24 protein-coding genes are annotated in these 20,756 nt (G+C 65.7%); 15 read left to right on the top strand and 9 right to left on the bottom strand.

Annotated features, from left to right (window positions below; all coding sequences use genetic code 11):
- Nucleotides 1-135: 135 nt before the first annotated feature.
- The 6 genes from GXW71_RS10045 to GXW71_RS10020 all read left to right on the top strand — a co-directional run bounded on the left by GXW71_RS10045 (nucleotide 136) and on the right by GXW71_RS10020 (nucleotide 6,581).
- Entirely contained in the window at nucleotides 136-468 is a 333-nt protein-coding gene (locus tag GXW71_RS10045) for a hypothetical protein (protein WP_211852358.1), read from the top strand.
- Nucleotides 468-3,608 carry a MobF family relaxase gene (gene mobF / locus GXW71_RS10040; RefSeq protein WP_211852357.1) on the top strand — a complete coding sequence of 1,047 codons (3,141 nt, stop codon included), beginning with the start codon at nucleotides 468-470 and terminating at the stop codon, nucleotides 3,606-3,608. The genes GXW71_RS10045 and mobF overlap by 1 nt, the downstream gene beginning before the upstream one ends.
- Before the next feature lie 758 nt (nucleotides 3,609-4,366).
- Nucleotides 4,367-4,639 (top strand): ribbon-helix-helix domain-containing protein, encoded by a 273-nt coding sequence (locus tag GXW71_RS10035; protein ID WP_211852356.1) that lies wholly within the window; start codon nucleotides 4,367-4,369, stop codon nucleotides 4,637-4,639.
- Nucleotides 4,640-4,694: 55 nt separating this feature from the next.
- Nucleotides 4,695-4,973 carry a type II toxin-antitoxin system RelE/ParE family toxin gene (locus tag GXW71_RS10030; protein WP_211852355.1) on the top strand — a complete coding sequence of 93 codons (279 nt, stop codon included), beginning with the start codon at nucleotides 4,695-4,697 and terminating at the stop codon, nucleotides 4,971-4,973.
- Nucleotides 4,974-5,185: 212 nt separating this feature from the next.
- Nucleotides 5,186-5,539: a hypothetical protein gene (locus tag GXW71_RS10025; RefSeq protein WP_211852354.1), complete on the top strand. Its 354-nt coding sequence runs from the start codon at nucleotides 5,186-5,188 to the stop codon at nucleotides 5,537-5,539.
- Between the two features lie 364 nt (nucleotides 5,540-5,903).
- Entirely contained in the window at nucleotides 5,904-6,581 is a 678-nt protein-coding gene (locus GXW71_RS10020) for a protein-L-isoaspartate(D-aspartate) O-methyltransferase (RefSeq protein WP_211852353.1), read from the top strand.
- A 318-nt stretch (nucleotides 6,582-6,899) separates the two neighbouring features.
- Here the strand turns inward: GXW71_RS10020 and GXW71_RS10015 are convergent, their stop codons facing one another.
- Nucleotides 6,900-7,613 (bottom strand): TetR/AcrR family transcriptional regulator, encoded by a 714-nt coding sequence (locus tag GXW71_RS10015; protein ID WP_246526440.1) that lies wholly within the window; start codon nucleotides 7,611-7,613, stop codon nucleotides 6,900-6,902.
- Between the two features lie 228 nt (nucleotides 7,614-7,841).
- Here GXW71_RS10015 and GXW71_RS10010 point away from each other — a divergent pair, with 228 nt between their 5' ends.
- From GXW71_RS10010 to GXW71_RS09980, 7 genes are all read left to right on the top strand, one after another.
- Nucleotides 7,842-8,447 carry a DUF302 domain-containing protein gene (locus tag GXW71_RS10010; RefSeq protein ID WP_211852352.1) on the top strand — a complete coding sequence of 202 codons (606 nt, stop codon included), beginning with the start codon at nucleotides 7,842-7,844 and terminating at the stop codon, nucleotides 8,445-8,447.
- A gap of 261 nt (nucleotides 8,448-8,708) precedes the next feature.
- Complete coding sequence (locus GXW71_RS10005; protein ID WP_211852351.1) at nucleotides 8,709-9,362, top strand: peroxiredoxin-like family protein; 654 nt, start codon at nucleotides 8,709-8,711, stop codon at nucleotides 9,360-9,362.
- A gap of 231 nt (nucleotides 9,363-9,593) precedes the next feature.
- Nucleotides 9,594-10,721 (top strand): YbfB/YjiJ family MFS transporter, encoded by a 1,128-nt coding sequence (locus GXW71_RS10000; protein ID WP_211852350.1) that lies wholly within the window; start codon nucleotides 9,594-9,596, stop codon nucleotides 10,719-10,721.
- 247 nt (nucleotides 10,722-10,968) lie between these two features.
- The gene (locus GXW71_RS09995) at nucleotides 10,969-11,427 is read left to right on the top strand and encodes a hypothetical protein (RefSeq protein WP_211852349.1); all 459 of its coding nucleotides are present in this window, start codon (nucleotides 10,969-10,971) and stop codon (nucleotides 11,425-11,427) included.
- Complete coding sequence (gene opgC, locus GXW71_RS09990; RefSeq protein WP_211852348.1) at nucleotides 11,424-12,542, top strand: OpgC domain-containing protein; 1,119 nt, start codon at nucleotides 11,424-11,426, stop codon at nucleotides 12,540-12,542. The genes GXW71_RS09995 and opgC overlap by 4 nt, the downstream gene beginning before the upstream one ends.
- A 7-nt stretch (nucleotides 12,543-12,549) precedes the next feature.
- On the top strand, nucleotides 12,550-13,191 hold the full coding sequence (locus GXW71_RS09985) for an RNA polymerase sigma factor (protein ID WP_246526439.1): 642 nt from the start codon (nucleotides 12,550-12,552) through the stop codon (nucleotides 13,189-13,191).
- A complete protein-coding gene (locus GXW71_RS09980) occupies nucleotides 13,173-13,814 on the top strand; it encodes an NrsF family protein (protein WP_211852347.1) in 642 nt (213 codons plus the stop codon). Before GXW71_RS09985 ends, GXW71_RS09980 begins: the two co-directional genes overlap by 19 nt.
- Before the next feature lie 70 nt (nucleotides 13,815-13,884).
- Here GXW71_RS09980 and GXW71_RS09975 read toward each other — a convergent pair whose 3' ends face one another.
- The 6 genes from GXW71_RS09975 to GXW71_RS09950 all read right to left on the bottom strand — a co-directional run bounded on the left by GXW71_RS09975 (nucleotide 13,885) and on the right by GXW71_RS09950 (nucleotide 18,255).
- On the bottom strand, nucleotides 13,885-14,454 hold the full coding sequence (locus GXW71_RS09975; RefSeq protein ID WP_211852346.1) for an RNA polymerase sigma factor: 570 nt from the start codon (nucleotides 14,452-14,454) through the stop codon (nucleotides 13,885-13,887).
- Between the two features lie 26 nt (nucleotides 14,455-14,480).
- A complete protein-coding gene (locus tag GXW71_RS09970; protein WP_246526438.1) occupies nucleotides 14,481-14,819 on the bottom strand; it encodes a putative quinol monooxygenase in 339 nt (112 codons plus the stop codon).
- A gap of 8 nt (nucleotides 14,820-14,827) precedes the next feature.
- On the bottom strand, nucleotides 14,828-15,634 hold the full coding sequence (locus tag GXW71_RS09965) for an SDR family NAD(P)-dependent oxidoreductase (protein ID WP_211852345.1): 807 nt from the start codon (nucleotides 15,632-15,634) through the stop codon (nucleotides 14,828-14,830).
- Between the two features lie 39 nt (nucleotides 15,635-15,673).
- The gene (locus tag GXW71_RS09960) at nucleotides 15,674-16,378 is read right to left on the bottom strand and encodes a glutathione S-transferase family protein (protein ID WP_211852344.1); all 705 of its coding nucleotides are present in this window, start codon (nucleotides 16,376-16,378) and stop codon (nucleotides 15,674-15,676) included.
- Nucleotides 16,379-16,775: 397 nt separating this feature from the next.
- Nucleotides 16,776-17,528, bottom strand: a complete 753-nt coding sequence (locus GXW71_RS09955) for a serine aminopeptidase domain-containing protein (RefSeq protein ID WP_211852343.1) — start codon at nucleotides 17,526-17,528, stop codon at nucleotides 16,776-16,778.
- 7 nt (nucleotides 17,529-17,535) lie between these two features.
- Entirely contained in the window at nucleotides 17,536-18,255 is a 720-nt protein-coding gene (locus GXW71_RS09950; RefSeq protein ID WP_211852342.1) for a DUF1223 domain-containing protein, read from the bottom strand.
- Between the two features lie 166 nt (nucleotides 18,256-18,421).
- Here GXW71_RS09950 and GXW71_RS09945 point away from each other — a divergent pair, with 166 nt between their 5' ends.
- Together GXW71_RS09945 and GXW71_RS09940 are read left to right on the top strand one after the other, a co-directional pair.
- Nucleotides 18,422-18,823: a type 1 periplasmic-binding domain-containing protein gene (locus GXW71_RS09945; RefSeq protein ID WP_211852341.1), complete on the top strand. Its 402-nt coding sequence runs from the start codon at nucleotides 18,422-18,424 to the stop codon at nucleotides 18,821-18,823.
- A 4-nt stretch (nucleotides 18,824-18,827) separates the two neighbouring features.
- Nucleotides 18,828-19,007, top strand: a complete 180-nt coding sequence (locus GXW71_RS09940) for a hypothetical protein (protein WP_211852340.1) — start codon at nucleotides 18,828-18,830, stop codon at nucleotides 19,005-19,007.
- 97 nt (nucleotides 19,008-19,104) lie between these two features.
- On the opposite strand, the gene GXW71_RS09935 is transcribed toward GXW71_RS09940, so the two are convergent.
- Complete coding sequence (locus tag GXW71_RS09935; RefSeq protein ID WP_211852339.1) at nucleotides 19,105-19,923, bottom strand: hypothetical protein; 819 nt, start codon at nucleotides 19,921-19,923, stop codon at nucleotides 19,105-19,107.
- Between the two features lie 116 nt (nucleotides 19,924-20,039).
- A complete protein-coding gene (locus GXW71_RS09930; RefSeq protein WP_211852338.1) occupies nucleotides 20,040-20,471 on the bottom strand; it encodes a hypothetical protein in 432 nt (143 codons plus the stop codon).
- Nucleotides 20,472-20,756: the final 285 nt, after the last annotated feature.

Genomic DNA, 20,756 nt, shown 5'->3' with positions numbered 1-20,756 from the left:
ATGGAATTTTCAGGTCTCCATACACCATTGCACCAATGGTGCAGGGGGCCGTCACTCGATCGCGCCCTCTCCGCCGCCTGTTCTCCATTCGCGCCGCTCGATGAGACGGTCGTCGCGCAAGCGAGGAGGTCCGCGATGGGCGCAGAAGATCCCGAGTTCGCGCGAACGGAGAGCGAAGGGTCGCAGATCCTGCGGCTGCTGCACGCGCAGACCGCGCTGTTGCGCGCCCTCACCGAGCAGATCACCGCGCTGATTCAGATGCTCACGCCGGGCGAGCGGGAGGGGCCGTCCCTCGATGAGCTGATCGCCCGCCTCATCAGTCTCGTGCAGGCTCAGGGCAGCCGGATGGATGCCCAGGGCGCGACGCTCGATCGGATCGAAGCCAAGCTGACCGCCTTGGGCACCGACCTGCCGCCGGCCCTCGCCCAGGCGGTGCTGCGTACCAGCCGCAACCGCGATCTCGCCTGATGATGACCTTCCGAAAGCTGGCCGCGGCGAGCGCCGGCAAGCTCATCCGGGCCTACTTCACCGAGAACACCCCTGAGCCGATCCACGACCCCGCCACCACACCGGGCCGGCAGCTCGACGCCGGCGGCCGGCTCACCGCCTACTATACCGGCCGCGACAGCCGCGCGACCTGGCGTCCCGATATGCCCGCCACCATCGCCGAGGCCCTCGGCATCGACCCAACCCGCCTGCCGCGGGACCAGGAGCTCGATCGGCTCTTCGAGGCCAAGCGCGCCGACAACGGCGAGGCCTGGTCACGCCATCAACGCAAGGTCAGTGCCTACGATCTGACCATTGCACCCCACAAGTCGGTGACGCTCGCGGCGGAGTTCGCGACGACGCCGGCCGAGAGTGCCGCCATCTGGCACGCCATCGACCAAGCGAACGACGAGACCATGCGCTATGTCGTTCGCGAGCTCGGCTGGGCCCGCAAGGGCGCCGGCGGAGAAGACGGCGCGGATCCCGGCGCGGTCGGCTGGGTCAGCTTCCGGCACTACACCGCGCGACCGACGGTGCCCGTCCGCGACGGCGCCGAAGGCGCGACCTATCTTGCTGACGTGCCGATGGATGGAGATCCGCACGCCCATATCCACAACGCGATGTTCAATGCGGTCGCGACCGACGACGGCCGCGTCGGGTCGCTCGATACCCAGCGCCTCCATTCGCGCGTGCATGAGTTCGGTGCGTATTTCCAGGCGCGACTGGCCGATCGCCTGCGCGCCCTCGGCGCCCGGATCGGGTACGACCGCGATCAGCAGGCTGTGGTCCTGCAGGCCATTCCCCAGGAGGCGTCCGACCTCTTCTCGAAAGGCCGGCGCCAGGTACTCCGGGCCGCACGCGCCTACGCCAAGGGACAGGGGCTGGACTGGGAGACGATGTCCGCCGAGGGCAAGTTCAAGATCCTCGCGGTGACCGGGCTCGCGACGCGGCTGGAGAAACACGGCAAGCTCGGCGACCGGGAGATCTGGAAGGCCGAGGCCGACGCCATCGGTTGGAAGCACACCACGGTCTTCGAAGGGGTGGAGCACCCTGCCCTTTCCGACACGGAGCGCTTCGACCGCGCCTACGCCTTCGCCGCCCGACACCTTGCCAAGGAATTCCGAACGACTGCCGTGATCGACCACGACAAGCTGCGCCTATATGCCGCGCGTGCCCTCATCGGCGCGGGTATCGCCGGCGGACCTGACGACATCGATAAGGTGGTTGGTCTGATCGAGCATCGGGGCATCGTCTTCCGGGGCGAGCATGTCGCCCTCCTCACCGGCCTCTCCCGCGACAGGGTCCGCGTGACCCACACTGCGCAGGTCCGGATGGAGCAGGCGCTTGAGGCGGCAGCCCGCCGAGCGGCCGTCGACCGGACTGGAGCATTGCCCGCCGACACCATCACCCGGGCGATCGGCGCTGCAGCCGCTGCCGGCGAGCTGGACTTCCAGCGCGAGCCCGAGCACGCCGCGGCGCAGCGAGCCGCCATCTACGCTCTGGGCCAGGGTGGCGCCCTTTCCCTGCTGACCGGCGTCGCCGGCGCCGGCAAGACCACCCTGCTGAAGCCCTTGGTGGACGCCTGGCGCGCCGATACCCGCTTCGATCCTCGTGGCCGGGAGATCATCGGCACCGCGACGGCCTGGCGCCAGGCGGACGCGCTGAAGGACACCGGCATTCGCCGGACCGTCGCCGTGGATCCATTGCTCGCTTCCATCGCCGCGGGCGAGATCGTTCCCACCCGCAACACGGTGTTGGTGATCGACGAGGTGAGCCAGGTGGCGCCGCGCGCGATGCTGGAGCTACTGGAGGTGCAGGTCCGGACCGGGATGATCATCAAGGCCTTGGGCGACCGCGAGCAGGTCCAGTCCGTCGAGGCCGGCGACACTGTGGAGCTGCTGACACGCGCCCTGCCTCATGCCGAGCGGCCGGTCATCACCAGCACAGTCCGGCAGACCCGCCTGGAGGACCGGGAGATCGCCACCCTGTTCCGCGAGGGCGAGGCGGCCGCGGCACTCGATCGCAAGCGTGCCCGCGGCGACGGCTCGGCCCGGCTGCTCGGTGGCGACCAGGACCAGGTGGTCGCCCAGATCGCCGAATTCTACCTCTACCGGCGCGATGCGTTGGCGGCCGCCGGCGCCAGGGCCGGCGTCACGGTCTCGGCCCTGACCAACGAGGACGCGGCCGACATCAGCCGCGCCATTCGGTCCCGCATGAAGGCCCGCGGCGAGATCGCTGCGGAGGAGACCGTCTACCAAGCCATCGATCAGCGTGGCGAGCAGTACGACCTGCCGCTGGCCCGCGGCGACAAGGTGCGGCTGTTCCGCCGCACCTACGGCCTCGTCGACGGCAAGCGCGCCTCCTTCGGGTCCAACGGCGATATCGTCACCGTGGTCGGCCGCAGCGATGATGGGCTCCTTCTCAGGGACAAGGCAGGCCGCGCCGGCGCGGTCAGCTGGAACACGCTCACGGACCAGAAGTCCCGCCGCCTGCTGCTCGGCTTCGGACACGTACTCACTGTCGATGCGGCGCAGGGGATCACCTCGGACGAGCACATCAACGCCCTCCCCCGCGGCGCGGCCGGCGCGACGGCCTTCAAGGGCTATGTCGCGGAGAGCCGCGCCCGGGGCACGACGTGGACCATGATCTCCGAGGCCGCGACCTTCGAGGCGGTCAAGCGCGGGATGGCGCTGGGCGACACCACGCCGATCACCAACGAGGACCTTTGGGGGAAGGTCGCTGAGGACTTGTCGCAGAAGCCTTACAAGCCTTTGGGGTCGGACCTACTGGCCCATGTACAGCAGGATCGCCAGAAGGCGATCGACACCTTCATCCGCTTCGCACAGCGGGTGCAGATGGCTCAGATCCGCGGGCGTGACCCAGGCCGCGAGCTGCGCCTGCAGCGCCAGGCAGAGGTCATCCGCGACTCACTGCCGTTGCACATTGCCGCGCTGGATGAAGCTCTTCATCATCAAGGCGCACGACGTGGTCCGCTTATGCCTGCTGAAGCCCATCTTCGCCGTCTAAGGATCGACGCCGAGCTGAGCCGCCGGGAGATGGAAGCGGCGGCGTCCAGGCGCAGGAACTCGGCCCCGGGCGTTATATCTAGGCCAAGCGGCTGAGCGAAACGCCGACCGTGTGCCGCTGCCTTCGAGGCATCCTGGGTGCAGGGCCACAGAAGCTCTCGAACGCGCAGTGGTGCGGCGTTGCCTCCGAGCGGGCGGACTTTACGCATCAAGTCATCATCACCGTTGGCAGCGGGCGAACCGCTGACCGGCGATGTGATCGTCTTCTCGAAGCTGGTCCGGTTCCGTCCGCCTTGGTGCCCCGCCTCGCTCTGCTCTACCACACCAGTGCACCCAACGCGCCGGATGGCCGCACGGCGGTGATTCTGCTCTGGAATTTTGAGAGCAGGCAGTGGGTTATCGATGATGCTTTGGGAGCCGCTATGGAGGCTCGCCTGCAACCGCTCAGCCTGGCTCGGATCAGCTCACCGACCTATCCGGCGAGCTCGCCAGCGTCGGCGACCGCGAGGCTTCCTTCCCGCTGCCGCATGGACGCGGCGACAACTTCCACCACGGCAGCCCGACGCAGGATCCGCGGGATGCGGCGGCGAAGGCGGCCCGCACGCGGGACATCTATATTCGCAACCTGCATCTCGATGCGATTAAGGTGAAGACGCGGGATTTCCGGTAACAGACGCTCGGATGGCGGACCGATGCTCCCGTCAACCGCCTCGCAGCGGGCCCTCGCCTTCAGTGGAGGAGGAATGCCGTCGCATTTGCAGGCGGGATGGGTGCCAGTTCTCAATCGGATGGATCCGTCGTGCGAGGGTTGAACGCGGTATGACTGGGTAGTACGGTCGGCCTGGAGGTGGCCGATGACCGTAAAGACCTCAATTTCGCTCACCGACGAGCAGGAAGCCTACGCGCGCTCGTTGGTCGAGCGCGGTACCTATCCGAGCCTGAGTTCCGTCCTTCAGCGCGGTCTCGATATGCTCAGGCAGGAGAACGAGGCGCGCGAGGCCGATCTGGCGGCACTAAGAGCGTTGATCGAGCGACGGGAGTCTGGCCCCTTCGTCAGCCTTGAAGAGGCAACAGCGGAGACCCGGGCGATGCTGGAGCGCAAGCGGCGGGAACGTGCGTCGCTATAGGATCCTCCTGGCGGCCGATGTCCCACTCGACCTCGAACGCATCGAAGAGCACCTGGTGCGTTCGTACAGCGACTTCGGTGAGGACGAAACCTCTGCCGCGGAGCGCGCGGCCGAGCGCATCGCCGGAGCGCTGGCCTACATGGAGACCTTCCATGTCCAGCCGCACAGAGGCACCGAGCACCCGGAAGTCCTGCCTGGCATCCGGAACGTGACCCACGAGCGCCTCATTTACTATTTCCGTGTGGACGACCCCGCTGGCGAGGTGAGGATCCTCGCTGTCTTCTTCGGCGGCGTCGAGCACCGGCGGCAGATTGCGGACCGGCTGCGGCGCTGAACACGTCCGGGAGGTAAGCTCTGTCGCCCCGCAGTGGTCCCCGAGGCGATCAAGGTGAAGACCAGGGACTTCCGCTAGCCACGACGGCTCACATACAGCCCGGCACTGGACCGTTGAGCCGATGCCAACTCACGCGCAGCGCTCGCTAACCGCGCGGTAGGCCCACGCGATCCGCTCGATGACTCCAGCAGTTCATTGCGGCACCAGGCGCCGTGGCGCTGACACCCGGGGCGCTGGGCGGCAAGACCTTCGTCGGCTCGACCATGAGCCCCGACGGGTCTTACCAGGTGGTCTATTACATGCCGCCGCGCTGGCAGCGCTGGCTCCACTTCGACATGGAGAACCCCACTCTCGCGGAGCTGGCCCGCACCGACACGCACGCGGTGCTGGACAGCAGCTGGGTCTTCGAGCGCGCCGCGGCCGACCAGGGTGGCGGCGTCATCTGGAGGCTCGAGGATGGCTACGTCCGGGTCGGCCTGGGTGCGCGTTTCCACGATGTCCCGTATCCAACCGCCTCCCCTGCCGAACTTCCCCGCCGAGGTGATGATGGTCAGCGTCGGCCCTGAGGGGAACCATCCGAGGGCCCCGGGAGCCAGTCGACAGCGAGTGGCCTGCGTGAACGCGGTGGTCTGGGCGTCACTCCGCCGAACTCCGCGCGACGGTCGCATCATCGACGGACGCCTCAGGAAGCCATCGCGTGCATGGCGCCATTGCCCATGACTGGTGCAGGCTGATTCGGCGACGATTGAGAGGCGACGCTTGCGGCGAATAACTGCAATCAAAGACAGATGCCTTAGCTTTCCTCGCGGGAGGCGCCCGCGCCAGGTCCGCCTTCGTGGTTGCCGAAGAGCTGGCAGGTTCCCAGATCGAGCGGGCGCGGGGGGATGGAAGCGCGGGCGCCGCCCTCCCCAGATCAAGGAGTCCACCGCGATGAAGCCGCTGACCGACAAGCACCTCTCCATCCTGCGTCGGCATATGGTCGAGCTGATCTCGGTTCACGCCGACCTTCTGGAGGTCGAGATCGGCAAGCCGTCGTTGGATGATAGGGTCCTCGCAGCCATGCAGCGGGTACCCAGGCACTTGTTCGTGCCCCCGTCGCTCGCCACCCACGCCTATCAGGACAGCGCCCTGCCCATTGGCTTCGACAAGACGATCTCGCAGCCGTTCATCTGCGCACTGATGACCGATCTTCTAAAGCCGAGCGATGTGGATGTCGTACTCGAGATCGGCACCGGCCTCGGCTACCAGACGGCGATCCTGGCGGAACTCACGAGTTGGGTCTGGACCGTCGAGATCGTGGAGGAGTTCTCGAGCCGGGCCGAGGCTCTGCTCAACCAGCTCGGCTACTCCAACGTCGGCTGCCGCGTAGGAGATGGCTCGCGCGGTTGGATCGAACACGGCCCCTACGACAAGATCTTGCTGGCTGCCGCGCCAGAGCAGGTCCCTCCGCACCTAGTGGAGCAGCTCAAGCCAGGCGGCCGGATGGTCCTGCCCGTCGGCCCTGCGGATGATCAGCGGCTCACGGTCATAAACAAGGACATGGTCGGAGAGATTCATGCCCGCCAGGTCATCCCGGTGAAATTCGGCAGCCTGGAGACGATCATTTGACATCAGTCCGTGCGAACTCGCTGGTCTCCGATTGCGAAGAAGCTGCCAATTCCGGCCTCAAAGGCTGCCGCCTCGTCTGGACGCCCAGGAGCTTGATCAGCTCACGCCGACAGGTCGGTTCGCCGACCAGGGACTGAGGCCTGAGCTCGTTGCCTAATCTCGGCGAGCGGCGTCGAGCTCGGCACGCGTGAAGCGCGGCGCCGGAGTGTTGAGCGCTCCGCTCGGCAATGAAACCTGGCCAGCCGCGCCGTAGACGCAGCGGGCGAGATCTGCGGTGCACCTGGATGGTTCCTCGACGAGGACTGCGCGACATCCATGCTACCGCGCACCTCTCCCCGAGAGTGCTTGCCCGGCCCGCGCGTCGTGTCCTCGCCCGCTCCCATCAAGGAAGGCGAGAGCCGTCGCAACGGCACCCTTGAGCAACGCCGGCTCCGGCCGGACGCGCGCCAGGACACGAACGCCCAGCAAAACAGCGAGAAGGTGCCTCGCCAAGTCCGCCGCCGGCGAAGCCAGCGTGATCGTGCCGTCAGCTTGCCCCGCCCGCACGCAATCGAGGAAAAAGGTCTCGAGGTGCTTAAGCACCGCAGCGACAATTTTCTGAAAGGCCGGATCATGAGGTGCCACATCGACAGCGGCATTCACCAACATGCAGCCCTTTCGTTGGCGATCTCCCAGAGAGCGCTTTAGGATATCGGCGAAGAAGGATTCGATCGCCTCGCGCGGGGGCAGTTCTCGGCTCCGACGGATCCGTTCCGCAATACTACCAGCGACATAATGGTCGAGCGCCCTCTGATAAAGCGCACGCTTGTCTCCAAATGCGTTGTAGAGGCTCGCACCAGTGATACCTGTCCGTTCAATTAGGTCGCGCATCGAAGTCGCTTCAAAGCCTTGCTTCCAGAAGCACTCCACTGCAGCGTCGAGTACGTCGCCTTCGTCGAATTCCCTCGGTCTTGCCATGTCGCTATCCACTCGCATGTCGCACGACGGTAAATTAGCATAATCGTCGGCGACCTGATTGTAGATTACCTGCATTAGAATGCCAAAACGGGGCCTTTTCCACGCAGGCGGGGGGCTAGCCTCGTCCCGGAGCGAGTGGAGGACCGCGAGCCGCATGCGACTTCCGTCTCGACCGGGGCCCCAAGCCATCGGAGGTGCATCGAACGAGCGGAGGCGAGTTCCTCGCATAGGCGTCGGCGGCAGCAACGTAACCTCCTGCTCCGGCTGTCGAAGCTCCTCAAGAGAACGTTCGTGGAGTTCGCTATGAAGCCCAGCGCCCGCTCCCTGCCTGATGAACCCGCGCCCGCTGATAGGGCTGCGCACCTCGCGATGACGAGGATTCCTGTCGACAGCCCGAACGCTGTTGGCGCCAAAGCCTTAATGAGAAGTCCCATCGCGAAACGAGGTCTCGGTGCGCTGGCCGCAGCACTGACCGTGCTATTGAATCCTGTTCCTTCGGCTGCCCAGTCCGCTGGGTTAATGACGCGTCCCAGCACCCATGACGTGCGTGTGACAATCGACCGCTTCGCCGCCGCCGTTCGACGTGCCGGATGGGTTGTCTTCACGGAAATCGACCACGCGGCCGCGGCTCAGGGCGTGGGTATGACGTTGCTGCCTCGGACGGTCGTAGTGTTCGGAAATCCTCGCGCGGGGACGCCAGCCATGGCCGGACATCCGACCCTTGCCCTCGATCTGCCAATGCGCGTCCTGGTATGGCAGGATGAGACGGGACGCACCTTCATCACGCGCAGCACTGGCGATGACCTGGCCGAGCGTGTCTTCGCTCGCCATGGGATAAACGTGCCAGCGGAAGGTCGGCGCGAGACCGAGTTCATTCTCGAAGACTTCGTGAAAGGCGCAACTGAATAGTCTCCCCGGCACAATGATCAGCGGACGGGCAGATGTTCCGACGGCTGTGATGGCCGGCGGCCGCGATCATCGCCAAGGCACAACTCCCTCCCTATTTCCCCACTCGTTTAGACGCTGACTGTCTTGGTCCGGCGCCACGCTTTCCAGCTTGTCCTGAGGCACCTGCGGGCGCATTATAGAACAGTCGAACGAGAATTATGGATGGGCCTGGCCACTATCCGGGCACAGCCTACGGAGCGAAAGACAGGGAAGCGGCAGACGATGGGTCTCCAGGAACAGCTTGCGGCATTCAGGGCAGAGTTCGCACGCACGGCGCCTGCCGGTCGTCCGGCCCTCTATGATTCCAAGATCGAGGAACTTCGCACCAGCTTCGCGCTGGAAAAGGCGATTGGGACCGGCGACGAGGCTCCCGACTTCACGCTCCAGGATGGACAGGGACGCTCCATATCCTTGCTCAAAGAGCTCCTGCGCGGGCCCGTTGTTCTCACATTCTACCGCGGCGCATGGTGCCCTTACTGCAACATCCAGCTCCGCGCCTATCAAGCGGCGCTATCAGAGATAGCGTCGCTTGACGGGTCACTGATCGCCGTCTCGCCACAGCTTCCGGACAAGTCGCTCTCGACGGCGGAAATGAATCGGTTGAGCTTTCATGTCCTGAGCGACGTCGGCAATACGGTCGCCAGACAGTTTGGGCTGGTTTATTCGCTGCCGCAGGAGCTGCGCGACGCACTCCGCTCGAACAATAAGGCGCTGGATGGCTTCAATGGCGATGAGAGCTGGGAGCTTCCGGTTCCGGCTACCTACGTGATCGCCCCCGACAGACGCGTTGCGCTGACTTACATCGACGTCGACTACCGTCGTCGCCTCGAGCCTAGCGAAGTTCTGGCGACGCTGGCTTCCCTCCGTAGCGACTGAGCGGGCTATCAGTCTCCCGGATGCGCGGCCCCGCTCCTCCTGAACGCGCCGATCCGATGTCGCGCCCATGGCAAGGCGCAGATATCGCAACGGAAGCGCTGGCGGAACTCCAGCCGTCTCTGCTGGAGGTTACCGCATCGACGGCGCTTGCACGGGATTCCGGAGAAAGAAGCGTGGCCAAGGCTGCAAACGCGCGTCCATTGCAGCGCACCGGCGGTGGCGACGCTGGGAATGCCTAGGAAGCAGGGGGACCGCTACCTCCCTTCGGCGCTGGCTGGCGCTGCGGCGACGGCTGCAGGCAACGGTCTAGCGCGGTTCGCCTACGTCCCTCTCTTCCCCGCCATGATCGGAGCTGGCTGGGTTGATGGCGGGCAGGCCGGAGCGTTGGGCGCAGTCGCCCTGCTTGGCTCCCTCCTTGGAACACTGGCCGGTCGCCACAGCGTTGAACGCAACGACGTCCCGAAGCTGCTGAACTTCGGCATGCTACTGCTGGTGCTGTCCCTGATCGCCTGTGCCTGGAACGCGGGATTCTGGTGGTTAATGGTTTGGCGCTGCCTCGCTGGCGTGGGCGGCGGCCTGCTGATGGCAATTGCCGGCCCAGCGACGCTCGCAGTCGTGCCGCCGTGCCGGAAAGGAGTGGCGGGCGGAATCGTTGTCGCTGGCGTGGGCTTCGGGATTGTCGGCGGCGCGCTCTCGGTTCCCGCCCTTCTACACGGCGGGGTCGCTGCCGCCTGGAGCGGCTTGGCGGCGCTGGTGGCCCTGCTGTGGATGCTGGCCCACCGCCACTGGCCGAGAGCCCAGCTTAATCGCCCGCCGTCAGGCACGCCGACGCACGGCAATCTGCTCGTCGTCACCTACGCTGTACATAGCGCCGGCATGGTCCCACCCATGGTGTACCTTGCCGACCTAGCTGTTCGGCATCATCACATGGGGATCGGAGCCGGCGCCATGATCTGGCTCGTCTTCGGGCTCGCGGGGGTAGCCGGCGGCGTTCTCGCCGGCCAGCTGGCCGATCGCATCAGTAGCCGAGTCACGTTGCAGGTGTTGCTCGGGACGCAGGTTCTTGCGCTTGCGCTCTGCATTCAGCCGTCGACGATACTGATCGTGCCCGCGGCCGGGCTAGCCGGCTTCGCGGCTGTCGGCGTCAGCACAGTGACCCTGACGCTCGCTCAGGAGATCGCCCGCGAGCATGCGGTAACCCTGTGGATCCGATGCTCAGCAAGTTTCTCTGTGACTCAAGCGATCGTAGGTTTTCTTCTGGCTGCCGCTTTCGTGGCAACCGCCGAGAGTCATTTGGTCGTGTTTTCCGCCGGGCTTGGTCTCTCAGTGCTCGCTTTCGCCGCCGCGCGACGGCTCTGATGCGGATTGCTGGGGTCAATCGTCACCCCTTCCGGCGGAGCTGGCCCATCGGCTCGCCGGGGGAAAATCCCGGCCCGGCCGTCGCTCTGATGAGCTTCCGCCCCGAGCAGCCGCAGGTGTCGCTGCTCGTGGGCGGCACGCCCGTTCTGCGCTGGCGGCCTGCGAGGTATCGCACAAATCTCGCATGCCTCTGTAACTCCCTTCACTCATCCCACGAATGAGCAATCGACGGAACGGGGATCATGTCGTGATTGAGCACAAGCCGCTGCGCCTTCTGCGCCACCTGGCCTGGATCCCTGCGATCTGGATCGCCTGGGAACTGCTGCACTACGAGCAGTACAAGCTGCTCGGCAATCCAGGCTCGGTCTTTCTCTTCACCGTGCTGACCGACTGGCTCGGCTTCCACGGCTACGAGAAGGCGATGCGCCTTGGCGTCGGAGCCATGGAGATCGCAGCCTCCATTTTGGTGCTGATCCCGCGCACCCAGGGCTTTGGCGGGCTCTTCGCGATGGGCGTGATGAGCGGCGCGATCTTCTTCCACACCGTCAGCCCGCTCGGCATCGACCCCTATAGCGATGGCGGCGTGCTGTTCAAGGAAGCCTGCCTCACCTGGGCGGCGGGTCTGCTGGTCGCGGTGCTGCGTCGGGACCAGCTGGTCGCGCTCTTCAATCGGATCGCCGGGCGCGATGCGGCGGTGCCCGCGTGACCAAGGGGCCGCCCATAGCCCGGCCGCCGCGCGACCTGCGGCTCGATATCCTGCGCGGCTGGATGCAGGTATCGATCTTCGTCTCGCATTGCGTCGGCAGCTACATGGCTTGGGGCATCCATGCCGCCTGGGGCGTCTCCGACAGCTCGGAGCAGTTCGTGCTGCTCTCCGGCCTGCTGCTCGGCTCGGTCTTCACGCTGAAGACGGCGCGTGGCGATGGCGCGGGTGCGCGCGCCGACATCCTGGCGCGCACGCTTCGCCTCTGGCGGACGCATATCCTGGTCTTCCTGCTGATGGCCGCCTTCATCCTCGGCCTCGAGCGCAGTCTCGGCGTAACCGGGGAGGCGATGCGGCTCGGCTGGGGCTTTCTGTTCGAAATGCCACGTCTCGCGATCCCGGCAGCGGCGGCGATGCTCTACCAGCCGGCCGACATGGGCATTCTGCCGATCTTCGTCGTCTGCATGGCGCTGCTCGCGCCTTTCCTTTGGCTGGTGGAGCGGATCGGCGCCTGGGCGCTGCTACCCTCGACCCTGCTCTACGGCGCCGCGCAGCTCGGGCTGGTCGCGACGCCCGGCATCATGAGCGGCATCGCCTTCGACCCCATGGCTTGGCAGCTCATCTTCATGATCGGGGCTTTCCTCGGCCGGCGCAGGCTTCTGACCGGCCGTACCCTGCCGCGGCATCCCGCGCTGATCGCGGTTGCATCGCTTGTGCTGGTCGCCGGCCTTTGGGCGCGGATGATCGACGAGGAGGTCATCGTCGGGCCAGCCTGGGCCGCGCTCGCGGTGCAGGGGAAGGAAGTGCTGGCGCCGACGCGACTGCTGCACGCGCTCTCCCTCGCCTATCTCTGCGCCGCGCTGATCCCGCGCGAGACGCCCTGGATGCGCAATCTGATCGGGCACGCCCTGGCGCGGATCGGGCGCCACAGCCTGCAGGTCTTCTGCCTCGGACTCTTCCTCTCCGAAGCGGTCTCCATGCTGCTGCGCCGCTTCGCGGGCCAGGCCATCTGGCTCGACCCGGGGCTGGTGGTCACCGGCGCTATCATCCTCGCCATCTTCGCCTACTGGCTGGAAAGGCAGCGGACGCCCGCCACCACCACCATACGGGCAAGCTAGCAGCGCCATGTCGGAAATTGCGCTCCGCCGCCTCCCAGAATGGATGGCACCACCGGACGCCACCAAGGTCGAATCCCGAGAAGCGCGGGATATGCGCTGGTCGGCCTTGATGGTCGCCGTCCAATCGGGCGACGAACGTGCCTATGACCGGCTGCTGCGGGAGATCCTGCCCCTACTGCGCGGCATCGCCCTCGCGCGGCTGCGCGACGCGGCAGAAGCGGAAGACGCGATTCAGGACGCGCTGCTGACCTTGCACAGGGTGCGCGCCACCTACGACCCTGCGCGCCCCTTCACCCCCTGGATGGCCGCCATCGCCGAACGCCGAGCGCTGGACCGCGGCCGGAGCCGTGGTCGCCGCGCTGCGCGCGAGGTGAAGGTCGAGGCGGCCGAGCACATCCCCAGCCCTGCCGCGCCAGAGGCCGAGCGCGGCCTAGCACGAGCCGAGCTGCGCGCGGCGATCGGTGCGCTGCCGGTCTCGCAGCAGACCGCTCTCAAGCTCGCCAAAATCGAAGAACTCTCCCTGATGGAAGCCAGCGCTCGCTCCGGCCTCAGTGTAGGAGCCCTGAAAGTCGCCACCCATCGGGCAATGCGCAACCTGCGCAAGCGGCTGGGTGCCCTGGACGCAACGTCATGCAGACCGAGGAGCTGATTGCCCAACTTTCAAGTGGCCTAACGCCGGTGCGGCGCCTGCCGGGCCCCTGGATCCTGGCCGTCCGTTGGCTCGTGGTCGCCATCGCCGTCATCGCGCTGGCGACGGCCGCTTTCGGGCTGCGTCGTGACCTGGCGGCGCGCCTCGCCGATAGCAGTGATCTGCGCCAGATGATCGCGGCGGGGCTGGCAGGGGTGCTGGCCGCGATATCCGCACTTCAGCTTTCCTTCCCGGACAGGAGCGCAAATTGGGGCCTACTACCCATTCCGGCTACGGGGTTCTGGGTAGGCGACCTCGGGTGGGGCTGCCTTCGCGATCTCATCGAATCCGGGTTCGATCGCATGAACCTGGAGACGAGCGTCCCATGTTTGGCATTCATACTCGGATTTGGGTTGCCGCTCTCGCTTGCGATGGCGTTGCTGGTGCGCCGCGCGGCACCGGTGCGGTCGCTGCCGGTTGCGCTCCTAGGCGGACTGGCCGCCGCGTCTTTGACGAACGTCGGAATGATGATGATGCACCCCGTCGACGCTGCGGCAACCGTGCTTGCTTGGCACGGCTTGGGGGTGCTGATCACAGTCGGTGGTTCGGCGCTTCTCGGGCCTCGAGTGATGGGCTCACCGTAGCGCAGGTCATGTCGGGCCCGCCGTGGTCGATACGCTAAACCGCACGACGGGTCGAACTGCAGGATCGAGGTCACGTGCTTGTCGGCCCTTCCTTCGCGCCGAACCTCTTTCTGAGGGTCAGCAAGGCCCAGTGCATCGCACCCTTGAGCGCCGAGACGACCAGTCGCGATCGTGGGCTCGCCTCAGCCAATGGGAGCTCTTCAAGCTCGGCCAGGCGCGGAGCAGTGGCCTGAGAGCCAGTCATGCCGCTCGTCGCTGCGTGCAGTTCCTGCCGAACCAACGCGGCCAATATCTCTTTGGCCGAGCGTCCCGCGACATTCGAGGCCGCTCCCGTTGGCATTTTGCGACCCGGCCAGCGAGCACGACGGGGAAGGCGATCAAGCGAGCGTTGCTCCGCGATGGCGACCATCCAGGCCGTGAAGGGCCGCGCGGGGTGGTAAGTAGCGCGCACCCTGTGCAAGGTCAGCAACACGTCCTGAACCACGTCTTCCGCTTCCGCCGCGTCGCGCACACGTTGCGAAGCTATCGCCCGAAGAAATGGCAGGATCTCACGCAGCAGCTGCTCATACGTGCCGGAGTCGCCATCCTGGGCGGCGCTCATCAGCGCCGTCCAGCGAGCGTTGCGATCGTCACGGTCCACGCTCAGAGCCCGCTGCGGCTTCTCGTTCAGCCCGGCAGCTTCGCCGCCAATACGTCTGCCGCGCGAATCTCCGGAGGAGTAGCGAGCAGGTCAGCCGCACTCGCGATCAGCGCTTCGGCGATCTGCCCACCGAGGTGCGCATGCCGAGCACCCTTGTCTGAAAACGTGTCGAAGATCGCGAATGTGGTTCTGTCGAACCGCACGGCGAACCACGTCAGCGTCCCGACTTCAGCGGCGGCGACCGCTCCTGCTCGCTCCAGGAAAGCCGCGACCTCCTCCTCCTTGCCGAGCTTCGCCTTCAATTCCACGAGCAATGCAACACTCGGCATGGGATGGTCCTCAGGAAGAAGGATAATCTCGTCCAATACCGGAATCAGAGCGCTGAATGGTCACGCACGGCTTCCAGCAGCGCCGGTTTCAGCTCGAGAAATCGACGATCGATGGCCGCGGGATCATCGCGGTTCATCGCGATCATCTTCGCCCTAGCTTCTCCACCACGAATGACTTCACGGTCGCCGGCCTCGATCGCCGCGACGATGGCCTCCGCGACAGCCGATGCCGGTTCACGCGAGAAGCCCAACTCGGGCCCTGCCCTGTTCGACGCCATCGTGGGCGTATCGGTGGCGCCAGGGTACACCGTGAGGACGTGAACTCCCTCATCCTGGAGCTCGCGGCGAAGCGCCTCGTCGAAGCGTGCGAGGCCTGCCTTCACCGCCGCATACGGCGCGTAGAAGGGCGCGCCGATGAGCGCGATCCCCGATGTGATGTCAACAATGATGCCATTGCCGCTCGCCCGCAGATGCGGCAGAGCCGCGCGGGTCAGCAGGATCGGAGCGAGCAGATCCACTTCGATCATCGCCCGGATCTCCGCCTCGGAAATCGCCTCAAGTCGGCCGGCCCGGACTCCTCCCGCGTTGTTCACCAGGATATCCACGCCGCCCAGCGCGTGCAGCGCGCCTTCGAGCGTCAGTCGGCGCCCGTTTTCGCTCGCCACGTCGGCAGCAATGGAGACGATTTGCCCTGATGCATTGCGCAACTCGTTGATCGCCTTCGTCAGCGCAGCCTGACGACGGCCCGTGATGGCGACATTCGCCCCTTTCTCCAGCAACTTCCGCGCAGTGGCGAAGCCAATGCCGCTAGAGCCGCCAGTAATGAGAACGCGCTTGCCTTGAAGATTCACGATGGTTTGCCCCTGATGCTGTCTTTCGTGCCGACAGGGTCAAAGTGCTGGCGGATAGTTGGATGGAAAGAGTGCGCGCCTCGTCTCCTCGTCATTCACGCGCTTGAACTCATGGCCCTTGCCGACGTCCCGTGCGCGCGCGACTGCGGGCCGACCGTCGATCGACGCGAACCAGCGCTTGATATTCGGGAAGGCTAACAATGGATCGGCTTCTCCCTTCAGCACGCGGGAAGCACGATCGATCCATCCCCAGCCGGAGATATCGGCAATCGTATATTCGTCGCCAACGATGTAGTCGCGACCAACCAGATGATCATCGAGAACCCGGTAGTGCCGCTCTGCCTCCCTCCGATAGCGGTTCAGGGCGTAGCCGTTTCCCTCGGGCGCCGCGAACTGGAAATGGACAGCCTGGCCGGAGAACGGCCCAAGGCCGGTACCGAGGAAAAAGAGCCAAGACAGCAGTTCGGCCCGATCGGCGGGCCGGCCGAGGAAGCGGCCGGTCTTCTCTCCAAGGTAGATAAGAATGGCGCTGGAGTCGAAGACGCGGACTTCACGGCCGCCAGGGCCGTCCGTGTCCACGATCGCCGGAACCTTCCCGTTGGGATTGATCGCCCGAAACGCTGGGCGGTGTTGCTCACCCTTGCTGGTGTCGACCGGCACCAATTCGAACGGCAGACCAGCCTCCTCGAGGAACAGCGCGATCTTCGCCGGGTTTGGTGTTGGATGAAAATAGAAGCGGATCATCGTCGGGTCTCCTCAGTCGCCACTCTGGGGCCGGCCCGAAACTGGTCGCGGCGCTGCCGAGCAGGTCATTTCGATGGAGGTCGCACGAGCTTTGCGTGGGCTCGTCACAGGCTCCAGGATCCTGTTTTAGATCGTCCGTATTAGAATGCATATGCCGGGCGACCTGGCAACTACAGTTGCCTGAAAACCAGATGACGCTCAGGCGAGCTACTCGTAAGGCGACCCCGCATCGGCGGGAGCGGCTGGATCGGCGCCGCGGCAGATTGGATCTGCTCCCTCCGCGTATCCTGACGCCGGATCCGACGAAACTGCTTCAGGGCTCCTCTACCTCGCAAGCTCACAGCGCTGGGCTTTACGCAGCCGACGCAACCCCGCTTCACCTCGGCTTCTATCTAACTCAGGGAGGCGCAACCTCATCGAGAAACGCCGAGACCGCTCCCCAAGCGACTGCCGCACCGCGCGGATTGCGGTCGCTGCGCAGGATAGAACTGCCATGGGCTCCATTGGTGGGACGGAACTGGCGCTTGGGCGCGCCGCGGACAGCGGCGAGCAGCACCGCAGCGCTGGCTTCCTCCAAGGCGTCGGCATCGGACGCAACGAAGGTCGGAGAGGTCACTCGTGCCGCAGCGCCCCGGACGGATTGCCCTGCAAGATACTCTCCCGGTGAGAACGCCAGAATCGCCGTCACCCTGTCGCGTGTGGCGGCCGCCAGAAGGAAGACGAGTGCCGCCGAATAGCTGCTCCCCCAAAGAATGAGGCGGCCGTTCGGATCCCAGCCCTTCGCCCACGCGAAGGCTGCCTCCAGATCCGCGAGCGCCGGCAGAAAGCCAGGATCACGCGGAAGGCGGGACGCCGTCTCATTCCGCAGGCCCCAGCCCGCTCCGCCTGAACGCTGATCAATCGCCAGCGTGTCGAAACCGCGGCGTGTCAGTTCAGGAGCGATCGTCGCATATTCCCCGCGGTTCGACCCCGCCATGTGAAAGAGCAGAATCGTGCCCCGGCGTCGCGGCTCGTCGGAGCGGCGGTAGTCGCCGAAGACCGTGACACCATCAGCGGCTCGCAGCTCCTGCGGCGCGGCGGACGCCGGGGCGGCGGGACTCAGGGCAAACCCGATCAATGGCGCCAGCTGACGCCGTCCAATAATCGCCATTGCGCCCTCAGCTCGCCAATGCCGCGCCAAGAATGCCCCCGTCTGCGCCTTGCAGCAGGAGCGCCATTCGCTCGCCGTCGGGCTTCGGGGCCGTCGCCCGGACCACCCGCCCTTCCCACGTCCCGGCCGAGGCGATGCCGCGGACCACATTGCTGTAGCCGAGAGTCCGTCCCCCGTTCTCACCTGCTCGAACCTCAGTGACGTGGTACCGATCGAATCCGATGAGCCAAATCGTGCCGCTGCCGGCCCCAGTGCCCACCAAGAAGCTGGCAGCGCCTCCCTGCTCTGCCAATGCGACCGGGACTTGCACTCGGTTGCTTGAGACCGCTGCAATAGCGCTAAGCACGGCGCCGCGATCGGAACCGACCGCGTCGCGCCGCCCTTGGACGACAATCTGAGGCGTATACACTTGGCCCGGCCCAAACGCCGTCTCGACCAGTGTGCTGCCATAGCGCCTTTGGCGCTCGGCGGCCGACTGCAGGGAAAAGCGGTCGCGCCAGCCGAGGCGATCCCAGTACGTGACGTGAAAGGACAACGGCAGAAGATCCGGACGATCCCGCACGAACTCCGTCAACACGGCATCCGCAGGCGGACAGGATGAGCACGACTGCGATGTGAAGAGCTCGACAACGATTGGCTGTGCCGGCGATGCGGGCTGCGCGCGCAAGCCGCGCGACGGGAGAGCGAGTAGGGCCGGCGTAGCGGCGAGAACATGGCGTCGCTTCATCGAAATGTCCCCTTCTCGGCGCCAGAGTCCGCGCCGTTCTGGACCACGTTCGCTGGCCAACAGAGTGTGGTTAGCGCCGGACCTCCCCGGGAACCGGTGCGTCAGGCGAGAACTATTTCACCTTGCCGCAGAAGGTGCCGTAACCACCGGAGAGCGTCGCGCGAAGATGTGGGCCGAGGTCGAGCGGCTGCTCCGCGGCAATCCGTCGGCGGTCTTCATCCCCGGCTACGTGACGGACTTCACCGCGATCTACTGCGACATTTTCCGGGCGGGCTATCGCGGCCGCGTCTTCACCATCTCCTTCGCGGTCGGGCCGCAGTTCAAGCAGGCGGTGGGCGCCGCCGCCGACGGTATCCTGCACGGCTTCCCGGTGCCGCCGGTGGGCAGCCCGGCCTATGACGCCTATCTGCGTTTCGTCGGTAAGACCCCGAACGGGGAGGTCCAGAATCCCTTCGGCTGCGCGGGCTATGACCAGATCAACGTGCTGCTGCTGGCGATTGCGGCCGCCAACGGCACGGCGGTGGACGCGATCAAGGCAGATCCCGCGCGTCGCGAACGGTCCGGGTGAGCGGGTGACCAGCTTTGCTGAGGGTGCCGCCGCGCTCGCAGCCGGCAGGTCCATCAACTACGACGGTGCCTTGTCTTCGGTCGACTTCAAGCCGGATGGCAGTCTCCTGGCGCGCGACTTTGAGCTTTACGAAATCCGCCGCGGGCGGGACGTGTCGGTGCAGCGGATCACCAGTGCCTCGTAACCGTGTGGGGGATAGGCACCGTGGCCCCGGACCATCAGCCGCGGGCCGTGGCTTTTGCTGACCGGCACAAGATGAGGCGACGGCGGCTTCGGCCTTCTCAGCGGGTCTGATCCAACGCAGCCGCCATCCACGTCCCGATCACAGTCATTTCGGCGATGAGACCGCCGGCGAAAGCCTGGAGCGCCGAAAGCGTCTCTTCCCTGTATTCGGCGGGAAATGATCCGGGCGGCGTCATCGCCGGCAGCAGCAGCGGCGCCGTCTCCTCTGCGTACCGGATTAACCTGTCGCGGATGGCCACCAGCTGCCCGTCGTCGAAAAGCGACGTCAGGTCCCGGGACAGCGGCGCCAGCAGATCCGGCCAAGCCATGAGGTGGAGGTACAAGCTTGGAATCGCATCAGCGATCCCCTCATGGTGCGCCGCGAGCCCTCGCACGATGCGGGCCATTTCCACAGGCAAAGACTCGAGACTCGGAAGCGCTGGTAGGGAGGGCAGCTGGGGCGCCCGTACAGGAGCCGCCGGGAGCGACAGCCCGCCGCCAATGATGGCCTCGCCGGAGATCGCGCGCCGCAGCGCGGTCAGCAACAGGAGGTTCGTCGTATTGCCACGATTGTAGACTTCGACGAGCGTCCTGAGGCGCGCGCGCTCCTCTAAAGGCAGTTCGCAGGCTGCGTCCGCGAAGGTCGGCAAGTGTTCAATCGGCGGAACCGTGAGGAGAGCCAGTCTCGCCCTGCTCAGCACCTGGCTTGCCACTACACCGGCCGCGGCTTCCACCAGCCAGGTAAGCACGCCCGGCATCGTCGCGGCGTGGCGCCATATCAGATTGACGAGCGGGATGCCAAAAGCCTCACGCAATCTGCTGTAGAGATCGGCGATTTCGGGCGGCGCGTCCGCTTCGCGAATCTCCGGAAAGCCCATCTCCTAGTCCTCCCTTGCCCTCGGATGCTTCACAATTGCGGGCGTCAAGCCATTCGTCTTGCGCGCCATCGTCCCGGCGTCGCAGCCGCGCCAAGGGCCGCGAGCGCGTGCGATGGCTACCTACCGATTAATCCATCGATTCCGCGCGAAGGCTTTTTGGCAGCCGTCGCGGCGACGGCGCACCTCGCAAACGTCGTGAGGACAGCCCCGGCCACGAACACCGCCGGTGGAACAAGACCCCTCATGAGCCCGACATAGCCAGGCAGCACGACGACAGCGACCCAAACGGCGTCAGCCCAACCCGCCACGCAAAGATTGAGCCAGTAGCCTAGCCGGTCGTTGCGCCAGTTCATGCGCACTGCAATGCCGATGACGAACAGCGATATCGTCAGCATGTACGCTGCGAGCTGGAACAGGCGCCCTTGCACTAACCCGCCTTCGGGCAGCCCAAGTATCATGATGTCCCACGCCACGTGGAGATGGAACAGCCCCCAGCCAGTGTAGAACAGCGCTCCCACTCGGGCCAAAATGACTCCACGCGCGTCCATTGAACTGCGCGCTCCTCCCTCCAATCCGGTCACAGTGGATCGCGATGAAGGATCTGCATTCACGACATCGCCTTTCTCTGTCCCTGTTTTCGGGAGGGGCCCGTCCTACGTCTGCCCCGGACCTCGTCGAGATCGACGGAGTGTCATCTCGCCGGCGCGTTACCCAGCATAAACGACCGCTGTGCACCTGCCCAGCGGATTTTAGATCGACTATTCTATAACAGGGGGCGACGAGCGGCACCTCACGGAACGGGTGACGGGTTGAGATGGAAATGCACGAGCGGT

This window comes from Plastoroseomonas hellenica (genome assembly GCF_018129085.1).
In the GTDB taxonomy this organism is placed as follows: Bacteria; Pseudomonadota; Alphaproteobacteria; order Acetobacterales; family Acetobacteraceae; genus Plastoroseomonas; species Plastoroseomonas hellenica.
Note: the sequence above shows the minus strand (reverse complement) of the source record. Positions and strands in the feature narration are given on the sequence as shown.

What these genes read in the sequence shown, in the direction of transcription:
- GXW71_RS09950 (WP_211852342.1), bottom strand. Translation starts at nt 18,255, where the DNA reads ATGAAGCGACGCCATGTTCTCGCCGCTACGCCGGCCCTACTCGCTCTC.
- GXW71_RS10000 (WP_211852350.1), top strand. Translation starts at nt 9,594, where the DNA reads ATGCCTAGGAAGCAGGGGGACCGCTACCTCCCTTCGGCGCTGGCTGGC.
- GXW71_RS09935 (WP_211852339.1), bottom strand. Translation starts at nt 19,923, where the DNA reads ATGGGCTTTCCGGAGATTCGCGAAGCGGACGCGCCGCCCGAAATCGCC.
- GXW71_RS09955 (WP_211852343.1), bottom strand. Translation starts at nt 17,528, where the DNA reads ATGGCGATTATTGGACGGCGTCAGCTGGCGCCATTGATCGGGTTTGCC.
- GXW71_RS10005 (WP_211852351.1), top strand. Translation starts at nt 8,709, where the DNA reads ATGGGTCTCCAGGAACAGCTTGCGGCATTCAGGGCAGAGTTCGCACGC.
- GXW71_RS09930 (WP_211852338.1), bottom strand. Translation starts at nt 20,471, where the DNA reads ATGGACGCGCGTGGAGTCATTTTGGCCCGAGTGGGAGCGCTGTTCTAC.
- GXW71_RS09985 (WP_246526439.1), top strand. Translation starts at nt 12,550, where the DNA reads ATGTCGGAAATTGCGCTCCGCCGCCTCCCAGAATGGATGGCACCACCG.
- GXW71_RS10020 (WP_211852353.1), top strand. Translation starts at nt 5,904, where the DNA reads ATGAAGCCGCTGACCGACAAGCACCTCTCCATCCTGCGTCGGCATATG.
- GXW71_RS10010 (WP_211852352.1), top strand. Translation starts at nt 7,842, where the DNA reads ATGAAGCCCAGCGCCCGCTCCCTGCCTGATGAACCCGCGCCCGCTGAT.
- GXW71_RS10045 (WP_211852358.1), top strand. Translation starts at nt 136, where the DNA reads ATGGGCGCAGAAGATCCCGAGTTCGCGCGAACGGAGAGCGAAGGGTCG.
- GXW71_RS10035 (WP_211852356.1), top strand. Translation starts at nt 4,367, where the DNA reads ATGACCGTAAAGACCTCAATTTCGCTCACCGACGAGCAGGAAGCCTAC.
- GXW71_RS09945 (WP_211852341.1), top strand. Translation starts at nt 18,422, where the DNA reads ATGTGGGCCGAGGTCGAGCGGCTGCTCCGCGGCAATCCGTCGGCGGTC.
- GXW71_RS09960 (WP_211852344.1), bottom strand. Translation starts at nt 16,378, where the DNA reads ATGATCCGCTTCTATTTTCATCCAACACCAAACCCGGCGAAGATCGCG.
- GXW71_RS10015 (WP_246526440.1), bottom strand. Translation starts at nt 7,613, where the DNA reads ATGCAGGTAATCTACAATCAGGTCGCCGACGATTATGCTAATTTACCG.
- mobF (WP_211852357.1), top strand. Translation starts at nt 468, where the DNA reads ATGATGACCTTCCGAAAGCTGGCCGCGGCGAGCGCCGGCAAGCTCATC.
- GXW71_RS09980 (WP_211852347.1), top strand. Translation starts at nt 13,173, where the DNA reads ATGCAGACCGAGGAGCTGATTGCCCAACTTTCAAGTGGCCTAACGCCG.